This window comes from Streptomyces sp. NPDC051133 (assembly GCF_040682635.1).
Lineage (GTDB): Bacteria > Actinomycetota > Actinomycetes > Streptomycetales > Streptomycetaceae > Streptomyces.
In genome coordinates this window covers 1-17,834 of record NZ_JBFBBK010000028.1, presented here as the reverse complement: position 1 = coordinate 17,834, position 17,834 = coordinate 1, and the positions used below count along the sequence as shown (strand labels likewise).

The following is a 17,834-nucleotide window of genomic DNA, read 5'->3' as shown; positions in this document are numbered from 1 at the left end:
CGCGGTCTCCTTCGCTCAGCGACGGACCGCCGGACGGCGGCCCGGTCCGAGCATGTCAGGACGACCTGTCAGATGCCGCGGGAACGACGCAAGGGCCGCTGCCCCCGAGCGGCTGCGGCCCTACGCGCGTGAGAGGTGCGGGGTGCTCAGAGCACCCGCACGGCGCCGGTCGGCGGGTCGTACGACAGCGGGTGCTCCCCGACGCCGCTCGACGGGTTCTGCGCGCCGACGAACATACCGTCGCCCACGTACACCGCGACGTGGTACGCGCTGCCCGCGCTGCCCCAGTACAGGATGTCGCCCGGCTGCAGGTTGCTCAGCGAGACCTGGGTGCCGGCCGTCGACTGGTCCTGGGAGACACGCGGCAGGCTGATGCCGACCTGCTTGAAGGCCGTCTGCACGAGGCCGGAGCAGTCGTATGCGGACGGGCCGGTGGCGCCGGAGACGTACGCCTTGCCGATCTGCGCCTTGACGAAGCTGACGACGGCCGCGGCGGAACCGGTGGCCGTGGACGTGCTCGTGGAGGTCGAGGTGGAGCCGGTGCTCGCCGTGGTGGAGAGCGTCGTCCGCTCCGCGCTGCGGGAGGCGCGCGCGGCGGCCTCCTTGCGGGCGGCCTCCTCGGCCTTCTTCTTGGCGGCGGCCGCCTTCTGCTTGGCGTCCGCGAGGTCCGCCTTGGCCTGCTTCGCGGCGTTTGCGGCGGCCGCGTCGCGCTCGGCCTGAAGCTGGTAGTTCGCGGCGGCCTGCTGCGTGGCGTCCGCGGACTGGGCTGCCTGGGCGGCCAGGTCGGCCGTCAGGGTGGGCAGTTCGAGGGTCTGCGTCACCGGCTCGGCCGCGTTGGCCGAGCCGGACGCCCCGGCGACTGCCAGGGTGCTGAGGACGCCACCGGCAACTCCGGCCCGCATCGCGAGGGTGGACGCGCTGCGGCGGGGCTTCCGGTGGCTGCGTATGTGAGCGGTGTGGGACATGGGAATAACCGGTACCAGGGGCTCCTTCATATCTTCAAGAAACGTGTGCTGCGCCACAGTTGTTCACCGGTGCCCCAGAAACCCGGGCGTGTCGCTCTTTATTGACGCCGTAACGGACATTGCGGACGCCTGTGATCAAGCCCTTGATCACGGTCTTTGATCATTACGTCCGAATTGCCCCCCGCCTACCATCGGTTGGGGTCGTTGGCCAAGCCCGGTTCTCATGGACCTCTCATGGATGTGGCGGAGGTCACGGAACGGTCACCGGAAGCGCCGCGTCCGCGCACAAGAGGCTCGTGAACGCGTGCACGCATCCCGGCCCGCGTCCACATCCGGCCCGGCACCTACCTCTGATGTGTGAACGCGGCCCTCTATCAGCCCCCGCCGTCCAACTCCAATTTGCATGCGTCGGAAGTCTCTTGATATGGAGACGCCCCCTCCGGCCTGCGATGACGAGCAAAAATGTCACTTCTGGTGATCAACTGAACGCTTCGCGTATGAAGATCACTCATCATCCGACTTCATGATCCTTCGTCAGGTGGTGGAGATCACAAAGCTCGTGCAATACCCCGTGTCGCAGATCACAGAGCGGCGGGCATAAGATGCGAGGCAGTTGGGCTTGTGACCTGCTTCACATGTTCTCGATCTTCGCCCGGGACCAGCGGGGTTCGTGGGACCGGTGAGGCGGATGTGAGCCCAGTGCAACCGCCAGCAGTCAGTGCCGACTGAGAGGAGCGAGGAGCGGTGAACGCGTATGCGCCCATCCTCGTACTGGGAGCCCTCGGGGCAGGCTTTGCGATCTTCTCCGTGGTCATGGCCACGCTGATCGGTCCGAAGCGGTACAACCGCGCCAAGCTCGAGGCCTACGAGTGCGGCATCGAGCCGACCCCCACGCCGGCCGGCGGCGGGCGCTTCCCCATCAAGTACTACCTGACGGCGATGCTCTTCATCGTCTTCGACATCGAGATCGTCTTCCTCTACCCCTGGGCCGTCACCTTCGACGCCCTGGGGATCTTCGGGCTCGTGGAGATGCTGCTCTTCGTGCTCACCGTCTTCGTCGCGTACGCGTACGTATGGCGGCGCGGCGGCCTGGAATGGGACTGAGGGGCCTTTAACGACATGGGACTCGAAGAAAAACTGCCGAGCGGCTTCCTGCTGACCACCGTCGAGCAGGCCGCGGGCTGGGTGCGCAAGGCGTCCGTCTTCCCCGCCACCTTCGGCCTCGCCTGCTGCGCCATCGAGATGATGACCACCGGCGCCGGCCGGTACGACCTGGCGCGCTTCGGCATGGAGGTCTTCCGCGGCTCGCCGCGCCAGGCGGACCTGATGATCGTCGCCGGCCGGGTCAGCCAGAAGATGGCGCCCGTCCTCAGGCAGGTCTACGACCAGATGCCCAACCCGAAATGGGTGATCTCCATGGGCGTCTGCGCCTCCTCGGGCGGCATGTTCAACAACTACGCGATCGTCCAGGGCGTCGACCACATCGTCCCGGTCGACATCTACCTCCCCGGATGTCCGCCCCGCCCCGAGATGCTGATGGACGCGATCCTCAAGCTCCACCAGAAGATCCAGTCCTCCAAGCTCGGCGTCAACGCCGAGGAAGCGGCCCGCGAGGCAGAGGAAGCGGCGCTCAAGGCCCTGCCCACGATCGAGATGAAGGGGCTGCTGCGGTGAGCGACGCGAACGGCACCAACGGCGCGAACGGGGTGAACGGCTCCGCGAACGGGGTGAACCCCGAGAAGGATCTCGCCGCCTCCAATCTGCCCGGCCAGCGCGGCCAGGGCGGGGAGGAGATCCGCGTCCAGCGCGGCATGTTCGGCGCCGACAACGGCGGCGACACCTCCGGCTACGGCGGCCTGGTCCGCTCGGTCCGACTCCCCGGACCGGCGACCCGCCCCTACGGCGGCTGGTTCGACGAGGTCGCCGACGAGCTGGAGGGCGCCCTGGAGGAACAGGGACTCCTCCCGGACAACGCCATCGAGAAGACGGTCGTCGACCGCGGCGAGCTGACCTTCCACATCGAGCGCGAGCACCTGCTCCGCGTCGCCCGCACCCTGCGCGACGACCCGGCCCTGCGCTTCGAACTGTGCACCGGCGTCAGCGGCGTCCACTACCCGCACGACAAGGGCCGCGAGCTGCACGCCGTCTACCACCTGCGCTCGATCACCCACAACCGGCTGATCCGCGTCGAAGTCAGCGCCCCCGACAGCGACCCGCGCATCCCGTCGCTGGTCTCCGTCTACCCGACCAACGACTGGCACGAGCGTGAGACGTACGACTTCTTCGGCATCGTCTTCGACGGTCACCCGGCCCTGACCCGGATCATGATGCCGGACGACTGGCAGGGCCACCCGCAGCGCAAGGACTACCCCCTCGGCGGCATCCCCGTCGAGTACAAGGGCGCCCAGATCCCTGCTCCGGACCAGCGGAGGTCGTACTCGTGAGCACTTCCCAGGCTTCCCCTCGCGAGACCACCGAGGGAACCGTCTACACGGTCACCGGTGGCGACTGGGACGAGATCGTCCAGTCGGCGGCCCGCGCCGACGACGAACGCATCGTCGTCAACATGGGTCCTCAGCATCCGTCCACCCATGGAGTGCTCCGTCTGATCCTGGAGATCGAGGGCGAGACGGTGACCGAGGCCCGCTGCGGCATCGGCTATCTGCACACCGGCATCGAGAAGAACCTTGAGTTCCGCACGTGGACGCAGGGCACCACCTTCGTCACGCGCATGGACTACCTGACGTCCTTCTTCAACGAGACCGCCTACTGTCTCGCCGTCGAGAAGCTCCTCGGCATCGAGGACGACATCACCGAGCGCGCAAAGATCATCCGGGTGCTCCTGATGGAGCTGAACCGGATGTCCTCCCACCTGGTGTGCATCGCCACCGGCGGCATGGAGCTCGGCGCCACCACGATCATGATCTACGGATTCCGTGATCGTGAAATGATTCTCGACCTCTACGAGCTCATCACGGGCCTGCGGATGAACCACGCGTACATCCGCCCCGGCGGACTCGCCCAGGACCTGCCCCCGGGCGCGGTGGACCAGATCCGCGAGTTCGTGAAGAAGATGAAGAAGAACCTCCCGGAGTACGACAAGCTCGCCACCGGGAACCCCATCTTCAAGGCCCGCATGCAGGACATCGGCTACCTCGACCTGGCCGGCTGCATGGCCCTCGGCGCCACCGGCCCGATCCTGCGCTCCACCGGCCTGCCGCACGACCTGCGCAAGGCCCAGCCGTACTGCGACTACGAGACGTACGACTTCGACGTCCCCACCGCCGACAGCTGCGACGCCTACGGCCGCTTCCTGGTCCGCCTGGAGGAGATGCGCCAGTCGCTCGGGATCATCGAGCAGTGCCTGGACCGGCTCCAGCCGGGGCCGGTCATGGTCGCCGACAAGAAGATCGCCTGGCCCGCCCAGCTCGCCCTGGGACCCGACGGGCTCGGCAACTCCCTCGACCACATCAAGAAGATCATGGGCACCTCCATGGAGGCCCTGATCCACCACTTCAAGCTCGTCACCGAGGGCTTCCGCGTACCGCCGGGACAGGCGTACGCGGCCGTCGAGTCCCCCAAGGGCGAACTCGGCGTGCACGTCGTCTCCGACGGCGGCACCCGCCCCTACCGGGTCCACTTCCGGGACCCGTCCTTCACCAATCTGCAGGCCATGGCGGCGATGTGCGAAGGCGGCCAGGTCGCCGACGTCATCGTCGCCGTCGCGTCCATCGACCCCGTGATGGGAGGCGTCGACCGGTGACCACCTCTTCTTCGGAGCGGGGCGTCAGCCTGGGCATGCCCGAACTGCCCGCGCCCGCGTACCCGGACGACGTCCGGGCCCGGCTGGAGGCGGACGCGCGCGAGGTGATCGCGCGCTACCCGGACTCCCGGTCCGCCCTGCTGCCGCTCCTCCACCTCGTGCAGGCGGAGGAAGGCCACGTCACGCGCACCGGAATGCGGTTCTGCGCGGACATGCTCGACCTGACCACGGCCGAGGTCACCGCCGTCGCCACCTTCTACACCATGTACCGGCGCAAGGCCTCCGGCGACTACCAGGTGGGCGTGTGCACCAACACGCTGTGCGCGGTGATGGGCGGCGACGCCATCTTCGAGACCCTCCAGGAGCACCTGGGCGTCGGCAACGGTGAGACCACCGACGACGGCAAGGTCACGCTGGAGCACATCGAGTGCAACGCGGCCTGCGACTACGCGCCGGTCGTGATGGTCAACTGGGAGTTCTTCGACAACCAGACGCCCGGCAGCGCCAAGCGCCTGGTCGACGACCTGCGGGCGGACCGGCCCGTCCAGCCCACGCGCGGGGCGCGGCTGTGCACCTTCAAGGAGACCGCGCGGATTCTGGCCGGCTTCCCCGACGAGCGGCCAGGGGCCGTCGAGGAGGGCGGCAGTGCGGGACCCGCGTCGCTGGTGGGCCTTCGCCTGGCAAGGGGAGAGGCCGCACCCGCGCGCGTGGTCCATCCGCGCGGAGGTCCACATGATGACCCGCAGGACCGGGTGCACGAGCCGTCGCCGGCCGAACACCTCAGTTCCCATGACGCGCCGCAGGAGACCTCGGCCTCCGACCCGGCTCACCCCGCAGGGCCTACCGCAGAGGAGGGGGAGTGATGACCGTGGCACCCGAACTCAAGGACTCGAGCCCCGAGAAGCTGCTCGCACCCGTGCTGTCGGCCTTCTGGGACGAGGACCGGTCCTGGAGCATGGACGTCTACCGGAGGCATGAGGGGTACGAGGGGCTCCGCAAGGCGCTCGCCATGACCCCGGACGACCTGATCGCGTACGTCAAGGAGTCCGGACTGCGCGGGCGCGGCGGCGCGGGATTCCCGACCGGAATGAAGTGGCAGTTCATTCCTCAGGGTGATGGAAAACCGCACTATCTAGTTGTCAACGCCGACGAGTCGGAGCCGGGCACCTGCAAGGACATCCCGCTCCTCTTCGCGAACCCGCACAGCCTCATCGAGGGCATTGTGATCGCGTGTTACGCCATCAGGTCGTCGCATGCCTTCATCTATCTGCGTGGTGAAGTCGTCCCCGTTCTGCGGCGGTTGCACGAGGCCGTGCGCGAGGCCTACGCGGCGGGCTACCTCGGCGAGAACATCCTGGGCAGCGGACTCGACCTCGAACTCACCGTGCACGCGGGCGCCGGCGCGTACATCTGCGGTGAGGAGACCGCACTGCTCGACTCGCTCGAAGGCCGCCGTGGTCAACCGCGGCTCCGTCCCCCCTTCCCTGCGGTGGAAGGCCTCTACGCCTGTCCGACTGTTGTGAACAACGTCGAGTCGATCGCGTCGGTTCCCGCCATCCTGAAAAACGGGAAAGACTGGTTCAGGTCGATGGGCAGCGAGAAGTCCCCGGGCTTCACGCTCTACTCCCTCAGCGGCCACGTCGCCAGCCCCGGCCAGTACGAGGCGCCGCTCGGCATCACCCTCCGCCAGCTCCTCGACATGAGCGGCGGCATGCGGACCGGCCACCGCCTGAAGTTCTGGACGCCGGGCGGCTCCTCGACGCCGATGTTCACCGACGAGCACCTCGACGTCCCCCTCGACTACGAGGGGGTCGGCGCCGCCGGCTCCATGCTCGGCACCAAGGCGCTGCAGTGCTTCGACGAGACGACCTGCGTGGTGCGGGCGGTGACCCGCTGGACCGAGTTCTACGCCCACGAGTCCTGCGGCAAGTGCACCCCATGCCGTGAAGGGACGTACTGGCTGGTGCAGTTGCTGCGCGACATCGAGGCCGGCAAGGGCGTCATGTCCGACCTCGACAAACTGAACGACATCGCCGACAACATCAACGGCAAGTCCTTCTGCGCCCTCGGTGACGGCGCGGCATCCCCGATCTTCTCCTCGCTGAAGTACTTCCGCGAGGAGTACGAGCAGCACATCACGGGCCGGGGCTGCCCCTTCGACCCGGCCAAGTCGACGGCCTGGGCGGACCGCCCGGAGGTGAACGCATGACCGTGACCACCAGTGCTCCCGCGGGTGGCGGAGAGGCGGCGGTCCCGCCGGAAGACCTCGTCACGCTGACGATCGACGGCGTCGAGATCAGCGTGCCCAAGGGCACGCTCGTCATCCGGGCCGCCGAGCAGCTCGGCATCGAGATCCCGCGGTTCTGCGACCACCCCCTCCTGGACCCGGCCGGTGCCTGCCGGCAGTGCATCGTCGAGGTCGAGGGCCAGCGCAAGCCGATGGCGTCCTGCACCATCACCTGCACCGACGGCATGGTCGTCAAGACGCACCTCACCTCGCCGGTCGCCGAGAAGGCCCAGCACGGCGTGATGGAGCTGCTGCTCATCAACCACCCGCTCGACTGCCCGGTCTGCGACAAGGGCGGCGAGTGCCCGCTGCAGAACCAGGCCATGTCGCACGGCAACGCCGAGTCCCGCTTCGAGGGCCGCAAGCGGACCTACGAGAAGCCCGTCCCCATCTCCACGCAGGTGCTGCTCGACCGCGAGCGGTGCGTACTGTGCGCCCGCTGCACCCGCTTCTCCAACCAGGTCGCCGGCGACCCGATGATCGAACTGGTGGAGCGGGGCGCGCTGCAGCAGGTCGGCACCGGCGAGGGCGACCCGTTCGAGTCGTACTTCTCCGGCAACACGATCCAGATCTGCCCGGTCGGCGCGCTCACCTCGGCGGCCTATCGTTTCCGCTCCCGCCCCTTCGACCTCATCTCCTCTCCGTCGGTCTGCGAACACTGCTCCGGCGGCTGCGCCACCCGCACCGACCACCGGCGCGGCAAGGTCATGCGGCGGCTCGCCGCCGACGACCCCGAGGTCAACGAGGAGTGGATCTGCGACAAGGGACGCTTCGCGTTCCGGTACGCGCAAGGGAAGGACCGCCTCGACACCCCGCTCGTACGCAACGCGGACGGCGTCCTGGAGCCCACATCCTGGCCGGAGGCACTGGAGGCCGCCGCGCGCGGCCTGAGCGCCGCCCGCTCCCGGGCCGGCGTCCTCACCGGCGGCCGGCTGACCGTCGAGGACGCCTACGCCTACAGCAAGTTCGCGCGCGTGGCCCTCGACACCAACGACATCGACTTCCGCGCGCGCGTGCACAGCGGCGAGGAGGCCGACTTCCTGGCGTCGCGGATCGCCGGCCGTGGCCGTGACCTCGACGGTACGGGCGTCACGTACACCTCCCTGGAGAAGGCCCCCGCGGTCCTGCTGGTCGGCTTCGAGTCGGAGGAGGAGGCGCCCGGCGTCTTCCTGCGGCTGCGCAAGGCCTGGCGCAAGCACAAGCAGCGGGTGTTCGCGCTGTCCACGCACGCCACCCGGGGCCTGGAGAAGGCGGGCGGCACGCTGCTGCCGGCCGCCCCCGGCACCGAGACCGAGTGGCTGGACGCCCTCGCGAGCGGCGTCGGCCTGGAGGAGCCCGGCACGCTCGCCGCCGAGGCACTGCGTGCCGAGGGCGCGGTCATCGTCGCCGGTGAGCGGCTCGCCGCGGTCGCCGGTGGTCTCACCGCCGCCGTACGCGCCGCCGCGGCGACCGGCGCCCACCTGGTGTGGATCCCGCGCCGGGCCGGTGAGCGCGGGGCGATCGAGGCGGGCGCGCTGCCCTCGCTGCTGCCGGGCGGCCGCCCGGCGACCGACCCGCGCGCGCGGGAGGAGGTCGCCGCCGCCTGGGGACTCGCCGAACTCCCGCTGCGCTACGGCCGCGACACCCACCAGATCGTCGAGGCCGCAGCCCGGGGTGAACTGTCGGCGCTGGTGGTCGCGGGCGTGGAGGTCGCCGACCTGCCCGACCCGGCACGCGCGCGTGAGGCGCTCGACAGCGTCGGCTTCCTGGTGTCGCTGGAGCTGCGGCCCAGCGAGGTCACCGAGCGCGCCGACGTCGTCCTGCCGGTCGCCGCGGTCGCCGAGAAGGCAGGCACCTTCCTCAACTGGGAGGGCAGGGTACGCCTCTTCGAGACCGCGCTCAAGCCCGACCAGATGACCCGCCGCCTCGCACCGACCGACACGCGGGTGCTGCAGATGCTGGCCGACGCCATGGACGTCCACCTGGGCCTGCCGGACCTGCGCACCACGCGCGCGGAGATCGACCGGCTCGGCTCCTGGGACGGTCCGCGTGCCACCGAACCGCTGGAGACGGCGGGCGCGCTGCCCCGCCCGGCCGCCGGCGAGGCCGTACTGGCCGGGCACCGGCTGCTGCTCGACCAGGGCGTCCTGCAGGACGGCGACGAAGCCCTCGCCGGCACCCGGCACGCCGCACACGCGCGCGTGTCCGCCGCGACGGCCGCCGAGGCCGGCGTGCAGGACGGCGGCCTCCTCGCCGTCACCGGTTCCGCCGGCTCCGTCGAACTGCCCCTGAAGATCACCGAGATGCCCGACCGGGTGGTCTGGCTCCCGCTGAACTCCGTGGGCGCCGGAGTCGCCTCCGACACCGGGGCGCACCCCGGCTCCCTCGTCCGCATCGGCCCGGCGGCGCTCGCCGAACAGGCCCCCAAGGAGGTGGAGGCATGAGCCCGTACCTCGCCGCTGAAGACCTCTCGATGTTCGGCCGCGACCCCTGGTGGCTGGTCGTCGTCAAGGCCGTCTTCTGCTTCGCCTTCCTGATGGTGACCGTGCTGTTCTCCATCGTCTGGGAGCGCAAGGTCGTCGCCTGGATGCAGCTGCGCATCGGCCCCAACCGGCACGGCCCCTGGGGCATGCTCCAGTCGCTGGCCGACGGCGTGAAGCTGATGCTCAAGGAGGACCTCATCGTCCGCCGCGCGGACAAGGTGGTGTACGTCCTCGCGCCGATCGTCGCGGCCATCCCGGCCTTCATGGCGATCGCGGTGATCCCCTTCGGGCCGGCCGACAACGAGATCTCGATCTTCGGCACGCGCACCACGATGCAGCTGACCGACCTGCCGATCGCGATGCTCTACATCCTCGCGGTCGCCTCCGTCGGCATCTACGGCATCGTCCTCGCGGGTTGGAGTTCCGGATCCACCTACCCGCTCCTAGGAGGCCTGCGCTCCTGCGCGCAGATGATCTCCTACGAGATCGCCATGGGCGCCGCGTTCGCCTCGGTGTTCCTCTACTCGGGGTCGATGTCGACGTCGACGATCGTCGAGCAGCAGCACGACCGCTGGTACATCCTGCTGCTGCCGGTCTCCTTCATCCTCTACATCGTCACGATGGTCGGCGAGACCAACCGCGCCCCCTTCGACATGCCGGAGTCCGAGGGCGACCTGGTCGGCGGCTTCAACACCGAGTACTCGTCCATCAAGTTCGCGATGTTCATGCTCGCCGAGTACGTGAACATGGTGACGGTCTCGGCCGTGTCCACCACCCTGTTCCTCGGCGGCTGGCGCGCCCCCTGGCCGATCAGCTCCTTCTGGGAGGGCGCGAACCACGGCTGGTGGCCCCTGCTCTGGTTCGTGATCAAGGTTCAGTTGCTGCTGTTCTTCTTCATCTGGCTGCGCGGCACACTGCCCCGCGTCCGCTACGACCAGCTGATGAAGCTCGGCTGGAAGGTCCTCATCCCGGTTTCGGTGACCTGGCTGATGCTGGTCGCGACCGTGCGGGCCCTGCGCAACGAGCACTACGACTTCGCCGACATCGCCCTCTACGTCGGCGGCGGAGTCCTCGCCCTGCTGCTGATCTCCTTCCTCGTCGACATGTTCCGCGAGAAGGCGAAGACGGCGGAACAGCCCGCCGCCGAGCAGCCCGGATTCGACCCGATGGCCGGTGGATTCCCCGTACCGCCGCTGCCGGGCCAGGAGCTGCCGCCGGTGCCGAGGCGCCGCTCGCACCACGAGCGGGAGCTGATTGTCAGTGGCGGGCCGGACACTGTCAGTGACGGACCTACGGATGGAAAGGAGGCGTCCGATGGCTGAGGAACCCAAGGACACCAAGCCCGGTTTCCAGAACCCCGTCGCCGGCTTCGGCGTGACCTTCAAGGCCATGTTCAAGAAGCGGCTGACCGAGCAGTACCCGGAGCAGAAGAAGACCACGGCTCCGCGGTTCCACGGACGGCACCAGCTCAACCGCCATCCGGACGGCCTGGAGAAGTGCGTCGGCTGCGAGCTGTGCGCCTGGGCCTGCCCCGCCGACGCCATCTACGTGGAAGGCGCCGACAACACCGACGAGGAGCGCTACTCGCCGGGCGAGCGCTACGGCCGCGTCTACCAGATCAACTACGCCCGCTGCATCCTGTGCGGGCTGTGCATCGAGGCGTGCCCCACGCGCGCGCTGACGATGACGAACGAGTTCGAGCTGGCCGACTCCAGCCGGGCCAACCTCATCTACACGAAGGAACAGCTCCTCGCCGGCCTCGAAGAGGGCATGGTCGACACGCCTCACTCGATCTTCCCCGGGACGGACGAACAGGACTACTACCGGGGCCTGGTGACCCAGGCCGCCCCCGGCACGGTCCGCCAGGTCGCCGTCTCCAAGGGCGAGGTCCCGCAGGAGGCCGCCTCCACCTCCGGCGAGGACGAGCCGGCCTCGGAGAAGGTGATCGGCCGATGACCGCGCAGCACCTCGCCGCCTACACCACCTCCACGGGTGAGGCCTTCCAGTTCTGGGTCCTGGGCACGATCGCGGTGATCGGCGCCCTGTGCACCGTCTTCATGAAGAAGGCCGTGCACAGCGCGCTCTGCCTCGCCGGCACCATGATCATTCTGGCGATCTTCTACCTCGCCAACGGCGCCTACTTCCTGGGAATCGTGCAGATCGTCGTCTACACGGGCGCGATCATGATGCTGTTCCTGTTCGTGGTGATGCTCGTCGGCGTGACGGCCGCGGACTCGCTGAAGGAGACCATCAAGGGCCAGCGCTGGCTGGCCCTTCTCTGCGGAGTCGGCTTCGGCGTCCTGCTGTTCGCCGGCATCGGCAACGCCTCCCTGAAGCAGTTCGCCGGCACCGGCCAGGCGAACGCGAACGGCAACGTGGAGGGCCTCGCCTCCCTCATCTTCACCAAGTACGTCTTCGCCTTCGAAATCACCGGCGCCCTGCTCATCACGGCCGCCGTCGGCGCCATGGTGCTCACTCACCGCGAGCGCACCGAGCGCGCCAGGACCCAGCGCGAGCTGTCCGAACAGCGCATCCGCGAGGGCGCCCACATCCCGCCGCTGCCCGCCCCCGGTGTCTACGCCCGGCACAACGCCGTCGACATCGCGGGCCTGCTGCCCGACGGCACCCCGTCCGAGCTGACCGTCAGCAAGACGCTGCGCGAGCGCGGCCAGATCCGCGACGTGTCCGCGGAGGCGCTCAACGACCTGCGGGCGCTGGAGCAGCGTGCGGAGGAGCGCCTGGAGCGTACGGCGATCGAACCGGCCACGTTCAAGCGGCCCGAGGAGGCGTCGAAGTGAACCCGGTCAACTACCTCTACCTCGCCGCCCTGCTGTTCACGATCGGCGCGACCGGTGTCCTGATCCGCCGCAACGCCATCGTGGTCTTCATGTGCATCGAGCTGATGCTGAACGCCTGCAACCTCGCGTTCGTCACCTTCTCCCGGATGCACGGCAACCTCGACGGCCAGATCATCGCCTTCTTCACGATGGTCGTCGCCGCCGCGGAGGTCGTGGTGGGCCTCGCGATCATCGTGTCGCTGTTCCGTACCCGCCACTCGGCCTCGGTCGACGACGCCAGCCTGATGAAGCTGTAAGGGGTCGGAAGAATCGTGGAGAACCTGATCGCGCTGCTCATCGCGGCGCCCCTGCTCGGAGCGGCCGTCCTCCTGGTCGGCGGCCGACGGCTCGACGCCGTCGGCCACTGGATCGGCACGCTGCTGTCGACCGCCTCCTTCGTGTTCGGTGTGATCCTCTTCGCCGACCTGCTCGGCAGGAACGCCGAACACCGCACACTGACCCAGCACCTGTGGACATGGATCTCGGTCGGCAGCTTCCACGCGGACGTCACCTTCCGCCTCGACCAGCTGTCGATGACCTTCGTCCTGCTGATCACGGGCGTCGGCTCACTGATCCACCTGTACTCGATCGGGTACATGGAGCACGACGAGCGGCGGCGCCGCTTCTTCGGCTACCTGAACCTGTTCCTCGCGGCGATGCTGCTCCTCGTCCTCGCCGACAACTACCTGCTGCTGTACGTCGGCTGGGAGGGCGTCGGCCTCGCCTCGTACCTCCTGATCGGCTTCTGGCAGCACAAGCCCAGCGCCGCCACGGCCGCGAAGAAGGCCTTCCTGGTCAACCGCGTCGGCGACATGGGCCTGTCGATCGCGATCATGCTGATGTTCACCACCTTCGGCAGCTTCGCCTTCGGACCGGTCCTCAGCCACGCCGGTGACGCCTCCGAGGGCAAGCTCACCGCGATCGGCCTGATGCTGCTGCTCGCCGCCTGCGGCAAGTCCGCCCAGGTGCCGCTGCAGTCCTGGCTCGGCGACGCCATGGAGGGCCCGACCCCGGTCTCGGCCCTCATCCACGCGGCGACGATGGTGACCGCGGGCGTGTACCTCATCGTCCGCTCCGCGACCATCTTCAACGCGGCCCCGGACGCCCAGCTCGCCGTCACCGTGGTCGGCGCGGTCACGCTCCTCTTCGGTGCGATCGTCGGTTGCGCGAAGGACGACATCAAGAAGGCGCTGGCCGGCTCGACCATGTCGCAGATCGGCTACATGGTTCTGGCGGCGGGCCTCGGCCCGATCGGCTACGTCTTCGCGATCATGCACCTGGTGACGCACGGCTTCTTCAAGGCCGGCCTGTTCCTCGGCGCCGGCTCGGTCATGCACGGCATGAACGACGAGGTGGACATGCGCCGATACGGCGGCCTGCGCAAGTACATGCCGGTCACCTTCATCACCTTCGGCCTCGGCTACCTCGCCATCATCGGCTTCCCGGGCCTGTCCGGCTTCTTCTCCAAGGACAAGATCATCGAGGCGGCGTTCGCGAAGGGCGGCACCGAGGGCTGGATCCTCGGCGGCGCGGCCCTGCTGGGCGCGGCCATCACCGCCTTCTACATGACGCGCGTGATGCTGATGACCTTCTTCGGAGAGGAGCGTTGGAAGAACCAACCCACTCGCTCCCCTCAGGCGCCGAGCGCGGAGCCGGCAGCGGAGCACCGTGGCGAGCACGCCGAGCCCCACCCGCACGAGTCCCCGAAGGTCATGACGATTCCGATGATCGTGCTGGCCGTCGGCTCGGTCTTCGGCGGCTTCTTCTTCAACCTCGGCGATCGCTTCCTGCACTGGCTGGAGCCGGTCACCGGACACAGCGAGGGCAACTCGCCGATCAGTGCCGGAGTGGTCACGGGCGCGACCATGGTGTGCCTGGTCGTCGGCGTCGGCATCGCCTGGGCGCAGTACGGCCGCAAGCCCGTCCCGGCCGTCGCCCCGCGCGGCTCGCTGCTCACCCGCGCGGCCCGCCGCGACCTGCTCCAGGACGACTTCAACCACATCGTCCTGGTACGCGGCGGCGAGCACCTCACACGCTCCCTGGTCTACGTCGACCACACCCTGGTCGATGGTGTCGTCAACGGCACGGCGGCCGGTTTCGGCGGCCTGTCCGGTCGGCTGCGCCGGCTGCAGAACGGCTTCGCCCGCTCCTACGCGGTCTCGATGTTCGGCGGTGCGGCCCTCCTGGTCGCCGCGACCCTGCTGATGAGGGCGGTCTGATACCGATGTCCTTTCCTCTGCTGACAGCGACGGCGGCGCTCCCGGCCGTAGGGGCCGTCGCCACGGCCGCCGTACCGGCCGCGCGGCGCACCGCCGCCAAATGGCTGGCGCTCGTCGTCTCCCTCGCCACGCTCGCCCTGGCGATCATCGTGCTGGTCCGCTTCGACCCGGACGGTGCCCGCTACCAGCTCACCGAGTCCCGCGCCTGGATCGCGGACTTCGGGGTGCGCTACGAACTGGGCGTCGACGGCATCGCGGTGGCGCTGATCGCGCTGACCGCCCTGCTGATCCCGTTCATCATCCTCGCCGGCTGGCACGACGCCGACCCGCTGGAGACAGGGAGCCGCCGCTGGCGTCCCACCCAGGGCTTCTTCGCCCTGATCCTCGCGGTCGAGGCGATGGTGGTCATCTCCTTCGAGGCCACCGACGTCTTCGTCTTCTACATCTTCTTCGAAGCCATGCTCATCCCGATGTACTTCCTCATCGGCGGCTTCGGGGACCACGCCCACGCACAGGGCGAGGAGGCGGCCTCGACGCAGCGGTCGTACGCGGCGGTGAAGTTCCTGCTGTACAACCTGGTCGGCGGTCTGCTCATGCTGGCCGCGGTGATCGGCCTCTACGTGGTCGCCGGGAACTTCAGCCTCCAGGAGATCGCCCAGGCCCGCGCGAACGGTTCGCTGCACATGGCGACGAGCACCGAACGCTGGCTGTTCCTCGGCTTCTTCTTCGCCTTCGCGGTGAAGGCGCCGCTGTGGCCGCTGCACACCTGGCTGCCCAACGCCATGCAGGAGTCCACCGCTCCGGTCGCCGTCCTCATCACCGCGGTCGTCGACAAGGTGGGCACCTTCGCGATGCTCCGCTTCTGCCTCCAGCTGTTCCCGGAGGCCAGCAAGTGGGCGACACCCGTCATCCTCGTCCTGGCGCTGATCAGCATCGTCTACGGTGCACTGCTCGCCGTCGGCCAGCGGGACATCAAACGCCTGGTGGCGTACGCCTCGATCTCGCACTTCGGCTTCATCATCATGGGCATCTTCGCGATGACCAGCCAGGGCCAGTCCGGCGCGACGCTCTACATGGTCAACCACGGCATCTCCACGGCCGCGCTGATGCTGGTCGCCGGCTTCCTGATCTCCCGGCGCGGCTCGCGGCTCATCGCCGACTACGGCGGTGTGCAGAAGGTCGCCCCGGTGCTCGCCGGCACCTTCCTGATCGGCGGGCTCGCCACCCTCTCGCTGCCCGGCCTGGCGCCGTTCGTGAGCGAGTTCCTGGTCCTGGTCGGCACGTTCACGCGCTACCCGGCGATCGGCATCATCGCCACCTTCGGCATCGTCCTCGCCGCGCTGTACGTCCTCGTCCTGTACCAGCGCACGATGACGGGCCCGGTGAAGCCCGAGCTGTCGGCGATGCCCGACCTGCGCGTGCGTGAGCTGGTGGTCGTCGCCCCGCTGATCGTGCTGCTGATCTTCCTGGGCGTCTATCCCAAGCCCGTCACGGACATCGTCAATCCGGCGGTCAAGCAGACCATGTCCGACGTACACAAGACCGACCCCAAGCCCTCGGTGGAGGCGGCCAAGTGAGCACAACAGCCGTCCACAGCCTGTGGACAACCGCGGCCGACCCGATCTCGAAGATCCCGGCACCGAAGATCGAATACGGACAATTGTCGCCGACGCTGATCGTCGTCGGTGCCGCGCTGGTCGGGGTGCTCATCGAGGCGTTCGCCCCGCGCAAGTCCCGTTACTACGCGCAGGTGTTCGTTTCCGCAGTGGCCCTGTGCGCCGCGTTCGCCGCGGTCGTCGCCCTCGCGGCCGACGGGTACGGCACCACGAAGGCGCACATCGCGGCCATGGGCGCGATCGCGGTCGACGGCCCGGCCCTCTTCCTGCAGGGCACGATCGTGCTGGCCGGCCTGGTCGGTCTGTTCACGTTCGCCGAACGGCGCCTGGACCCGGCGACGCACGGCAACCGCGTCGACTCCTTCGCCGCGCAGGCCGCCTCCGTGCCGGGCAGCGACAGCGAGCAGGCGGCGGTGAAGGCCGGGTTCACGACCACGGAGGTCTTCCCGCTCCTCCTCTTCGCCGTCGCCGGCATGCTGGTGTTCCCCTCGGCCAACGATCTGCTGACGCTCTTCGTGGCCCTGGAGGTCTTCTCCCTCCCGCTGTACCTGCTGTGCGCGCTGGCCCGCCGCAAGCGGCTGATGTCGCAGGAAGCCGCGGTCAAGTACTTCCTGCTCGGCGCGTTCGCCTCCGCGTTCACGCTGTTCGGCATCGCCCTGCTGTACGGCTACGCGGGCTCGGTGTCGTACGCGCGCATCGCGCAGGTCGTCGACGGCACGGTCACCAACGTCGACCCGGCGCTGGCGAACACCATGGGCAACGACGCGCTGCTGCTGATCGGCGCCGCGATGATCGTGATGGGCCTGCTGTTCAAGGTCGCCGCGGTGCCGTTCCACATGTGGACGCCAGACGTCTACCAGGGCGCACCGACCCCGGTGACCGGCTTCATGGCGGCGGCGACGAAGGTGGCGGCGTTCGGAGCGCTGCTGCGGCTGCTGTACGTCGTCCTGCCGGGCATGCGCTGGGACTGGCGGCCGGTGATGTGGGCGGTGGCGATCATCACGATGCTGGGTGGTGCGATCGTCGCGATCACGCAGACCGACATCAAGCGGCTGCTGGCGTACTCGTCCATCGCGCACGCCGGATTCATCCTCGCGGGTGTCATCGCCACCTCGAAGGACGGGGTCTCCTCGGTCCTCTTCTACCTGGCCGGGTACTCGTTCGTGACGATCGGCGCCTTCGCGGTGGTCACGCTGGTGCGCGACGCGGGCGGCGAGGCGACCCACCTGTCCAAGTGGGCCGGGCTCGGCCGCCGCTCCCCGCTGGTGGCGGCCGTGTTCGCGGTGTTCCTGCTGGCCTTCGCCGGTATCCCGCTGACCTCCGGCTTCGCCGGGAAGTTCGCCGTGTTCAAGGCGGCGGCGGACGGCGGCGCGGTCCCGCTGGTGGTCATCGGTGTGATCTCCTCGGCGATCGCCGCGTTCTTCTACATCCGCGTGATCGTGCTCATGTTCTTCAGCGAGCCGAGGCCCGACGGACCGACCGTGGCCGTGCCGTCGCCGATGACCATGATCGCCATCGGCATGGGCGTGGCGGTGACGGTGGTGCTCGGCGTGGCGCCGCAGTACTTCCTGAACCTGGCGAGCCAGGCAGGTGTCTTTCACCGTCGAGGCCAAGGGCGAGGTCGCCGCCCTCGCTGACGTCATCAACACCATGGTCGACACGCTCTCGGCGTTCGCCGACGAGGT

Annotated in this window: 15 protein-coding genes; 14 read left to right on the top strand and 1 reads right to left on the bottom strand. The window is 68.8% G+C overall.

Features of this window, described 5'->3' with window-relative positions:
- Positions 1 to 146 precede the first annotated feature (146 nt).
- Positions 147 to 965: a C40 family peptidase gene (locus tag AB0N17_RS26825; protein ID WP_366014060.1), complete on the bottom strand. Its 819-nt coding sequence runs from the start codon at positions 963 to 965 to the stop codon at positions 147 to 149.
- Between the two features lie 744 nt (positions 966 to 1,709).
- Here AB0N17_RS26825 and AB0N17_RS26820 point away from each other — a divergent pair.
- The 14 genes from AB0N17_RS26820 to nuoN are packed head-to-tail and all read left to right on the top strand — an operon-like array spanning position 1,710 to position 17,786.
- Positions 1,710 to 2,069: an NADH-quinone oxidoreductase subunit A gene (locus AB0N17_RS26820; protein ID WP_003992243.1), complete on the top strand. Its 360-nt coding sequence runs from the start codon at positions 1,710 to 1,712 to the stop codon at positions 2,067 to 2,069.
- Positions 2,070 to 2,084: 15 nt separating this feature from the next.
- Positions 2,085 to 2,639: an NADH-quinone oxidoreductase subunit B family protein gene (locus AB0N17_RS26815; RefSeq protein WP_007383964.1), complete on the top strand. Its 555-nt coding sequence runs from the start codon at positions 2,085 to 2,087 to the stop codon at positions 2,637 to 2,639.
- Positions 2,636 to 3,409 (top strand): NADH-quinone oxidoreductase subunit C, encoded by a 774-nt coding sequence (locus AB0N17_RS26810; protein ID WP_366014059.1) that lies wholly within the window; start codon positions 2,636 to 2,638, stop codon positions 3,407 to 3,409. The genes AB0N17_RS26815 and AB0N17_RS26810 overlap by 4 nt, the downstream gene beginning before the upstream one ends.
- Positions 3,406 to 4,728: an NADH-quinone oxidoreductase subunit D gene (locus tag AB0N17_RS26805; RefSeq protein ID WP_366014058.1), complete on the top strand. Its 1,323-nt coding sequence runs from the start codon at positions 3,406 to 3,408 to the stop codon at positions 4,726 to 4,728. Before AB0N17_RS26810 ends, AB0N17_RS26805 begins: the two co-directional genes overlap by 4 nt.
- The gene (gene nuoE, locus AB0N17_RS26800; RefSeq protein WP_366014057.1) at positions 4,725 to 5,591 is read left to right on the top strand and encodes an NADH-quinone oxidoreductase subunit NuoE; all 867 of its coding nucleotides are present in this window, start codon (positions 4,725 to 4,727) and stop codon (positions 5,589 to 5,591) included. Before AB0N17_RS26805 ends, nuoE begins: the two co-directional genes overlap by 4 nt.
- Complete coding sequence (gene nuoF / locus AB0N17_RS26795; protein WP_366014056.1) at positions 5,588 to 6,937, top strand: NADH-quinone oxidoreductase subunit NuoF; 1,350 nt, start codon at positions 5,588 to 5,590, stop codon at positions 6,935 to 6,937. Before nuoE ends, nuoF begins: the two co-directional genes overlap by 4 nt.
- Positions 6,934 to 9,438, top strand: a complete 2,505-nt coding sequence (locus tag AB0N17_RS26790) for an NADH-quinone oxidoreductase subunit G (RefSeq protein ID WP_366014055.1) — start codon at positions 6,934 to 6,936, stop codon at positions 9,436 to 9,438. The genes nuoF and AB0N17_RS26790 overlap by 4 nt, the downstream gene beginning before the upstream one ends.
- Positions 9,435 to 10,799, top strand: coding sequence for an NADH-quinone oxidoreductase subunit NuoH (nuoH, locus tag AB0N17_RS26785; RefSeq protein WP_366014054.1), 1,365 nt, complete (start codon positions 9,435 to 9,437; stop codon positions 10,797 to 10,799). Before AB0N17_RS26790 ends, nuoH begins: the two co-directional genes overlap by 4 nt.
- Positions 10,792 to 11,433, top strand: coding sequence for an NADH-quinone oxidoreductase subunit NuoI (gene nuoI / locus AB0N17_RS26780; protein WP_366014052.1), 642 nt, complete (start codon positions 10,792 to 10,794; stop codon positions 11,431 to 11,433). Before nuoH ends, nuoI begins: the two co-directional genes overlap by 8 nt.
- Positions 11,430 to 12,275, top strand: a complete 846-nt coding sequence (locus AB0N17_RS26775) for an NADH-quinone oxidoreductase subunit J (RefSeq protein ID WP_366014051.1) — start codon at positions 11,430 to 11,432, stop codon at positions 12,273 to 12,275. The genes nuoI and AB0N17_RS26775 overlap by 4 nt, the downstream gene beginning before the upstream one ends.
- Positions 12,272 to 12,571 carry an NADH-quinone oxidoreductase subunit NuoK gene (nuoK, locus tag AB0N17_RS26770; RefSeq protein WP_023547474.1) on the top strand — a complete coding sequence of 100 codons (300 nt, stop codon included), beginning with the start codon at positions 12,272 to 12,274 and terminating at the stop codon, positions 12,569 to 12,571. Before AB0N17_RS26775 ends, nuoK begins: the two co-directional genes overlap by 4 nt.
- A 15-nt stretch (positions 12,572 to 12,586) precedes the next feature.
- Positions 12,587 to 14,533 (top strand): NADH-quinone oxidoreductase subunit L, encoded by a 1,947-nt coding sequence (nuoL, locus tag AB0N17_RS26765; RefSeq protein ID WP_366014050.1) that lies wholly within the window; start codon positions 12,587 to 12,589, stop codon positions 14,531 to 14,533.
- Positions 14,534 to 14,538: 5 nt separating this feature from the next.
- On the top strand, positions 14,539 to 16,110 hold the full coding sequence (locus AB0N17_RS26760) for an NADH-quinone oxidoreductase subunit M (RefSeq protein WP_366014049.1): 1,572 nt from the start codon (positions 14,539 to 14,541) through the stop codon (positions 16,108 to 16,110).
- Positions 16,107 to 17,786, top strand: a complete 1,680-nt coding sequence (nuoN, locus tag AB0N17_RS26755; protein WP_366014048.1) for an NADH-quinone oxidoreductase subunit NuoN — start codon at positions 16,107 to 16,109, stop codon at positions 17,784 to 17,786. The genes AB0N17_RS26760 and nuoN overlap by 4 nt, the downstream gene beginning before the upstream one ends.
- Positions 17,787 to 17,834 lie beyond the last annotated feature (48 nt).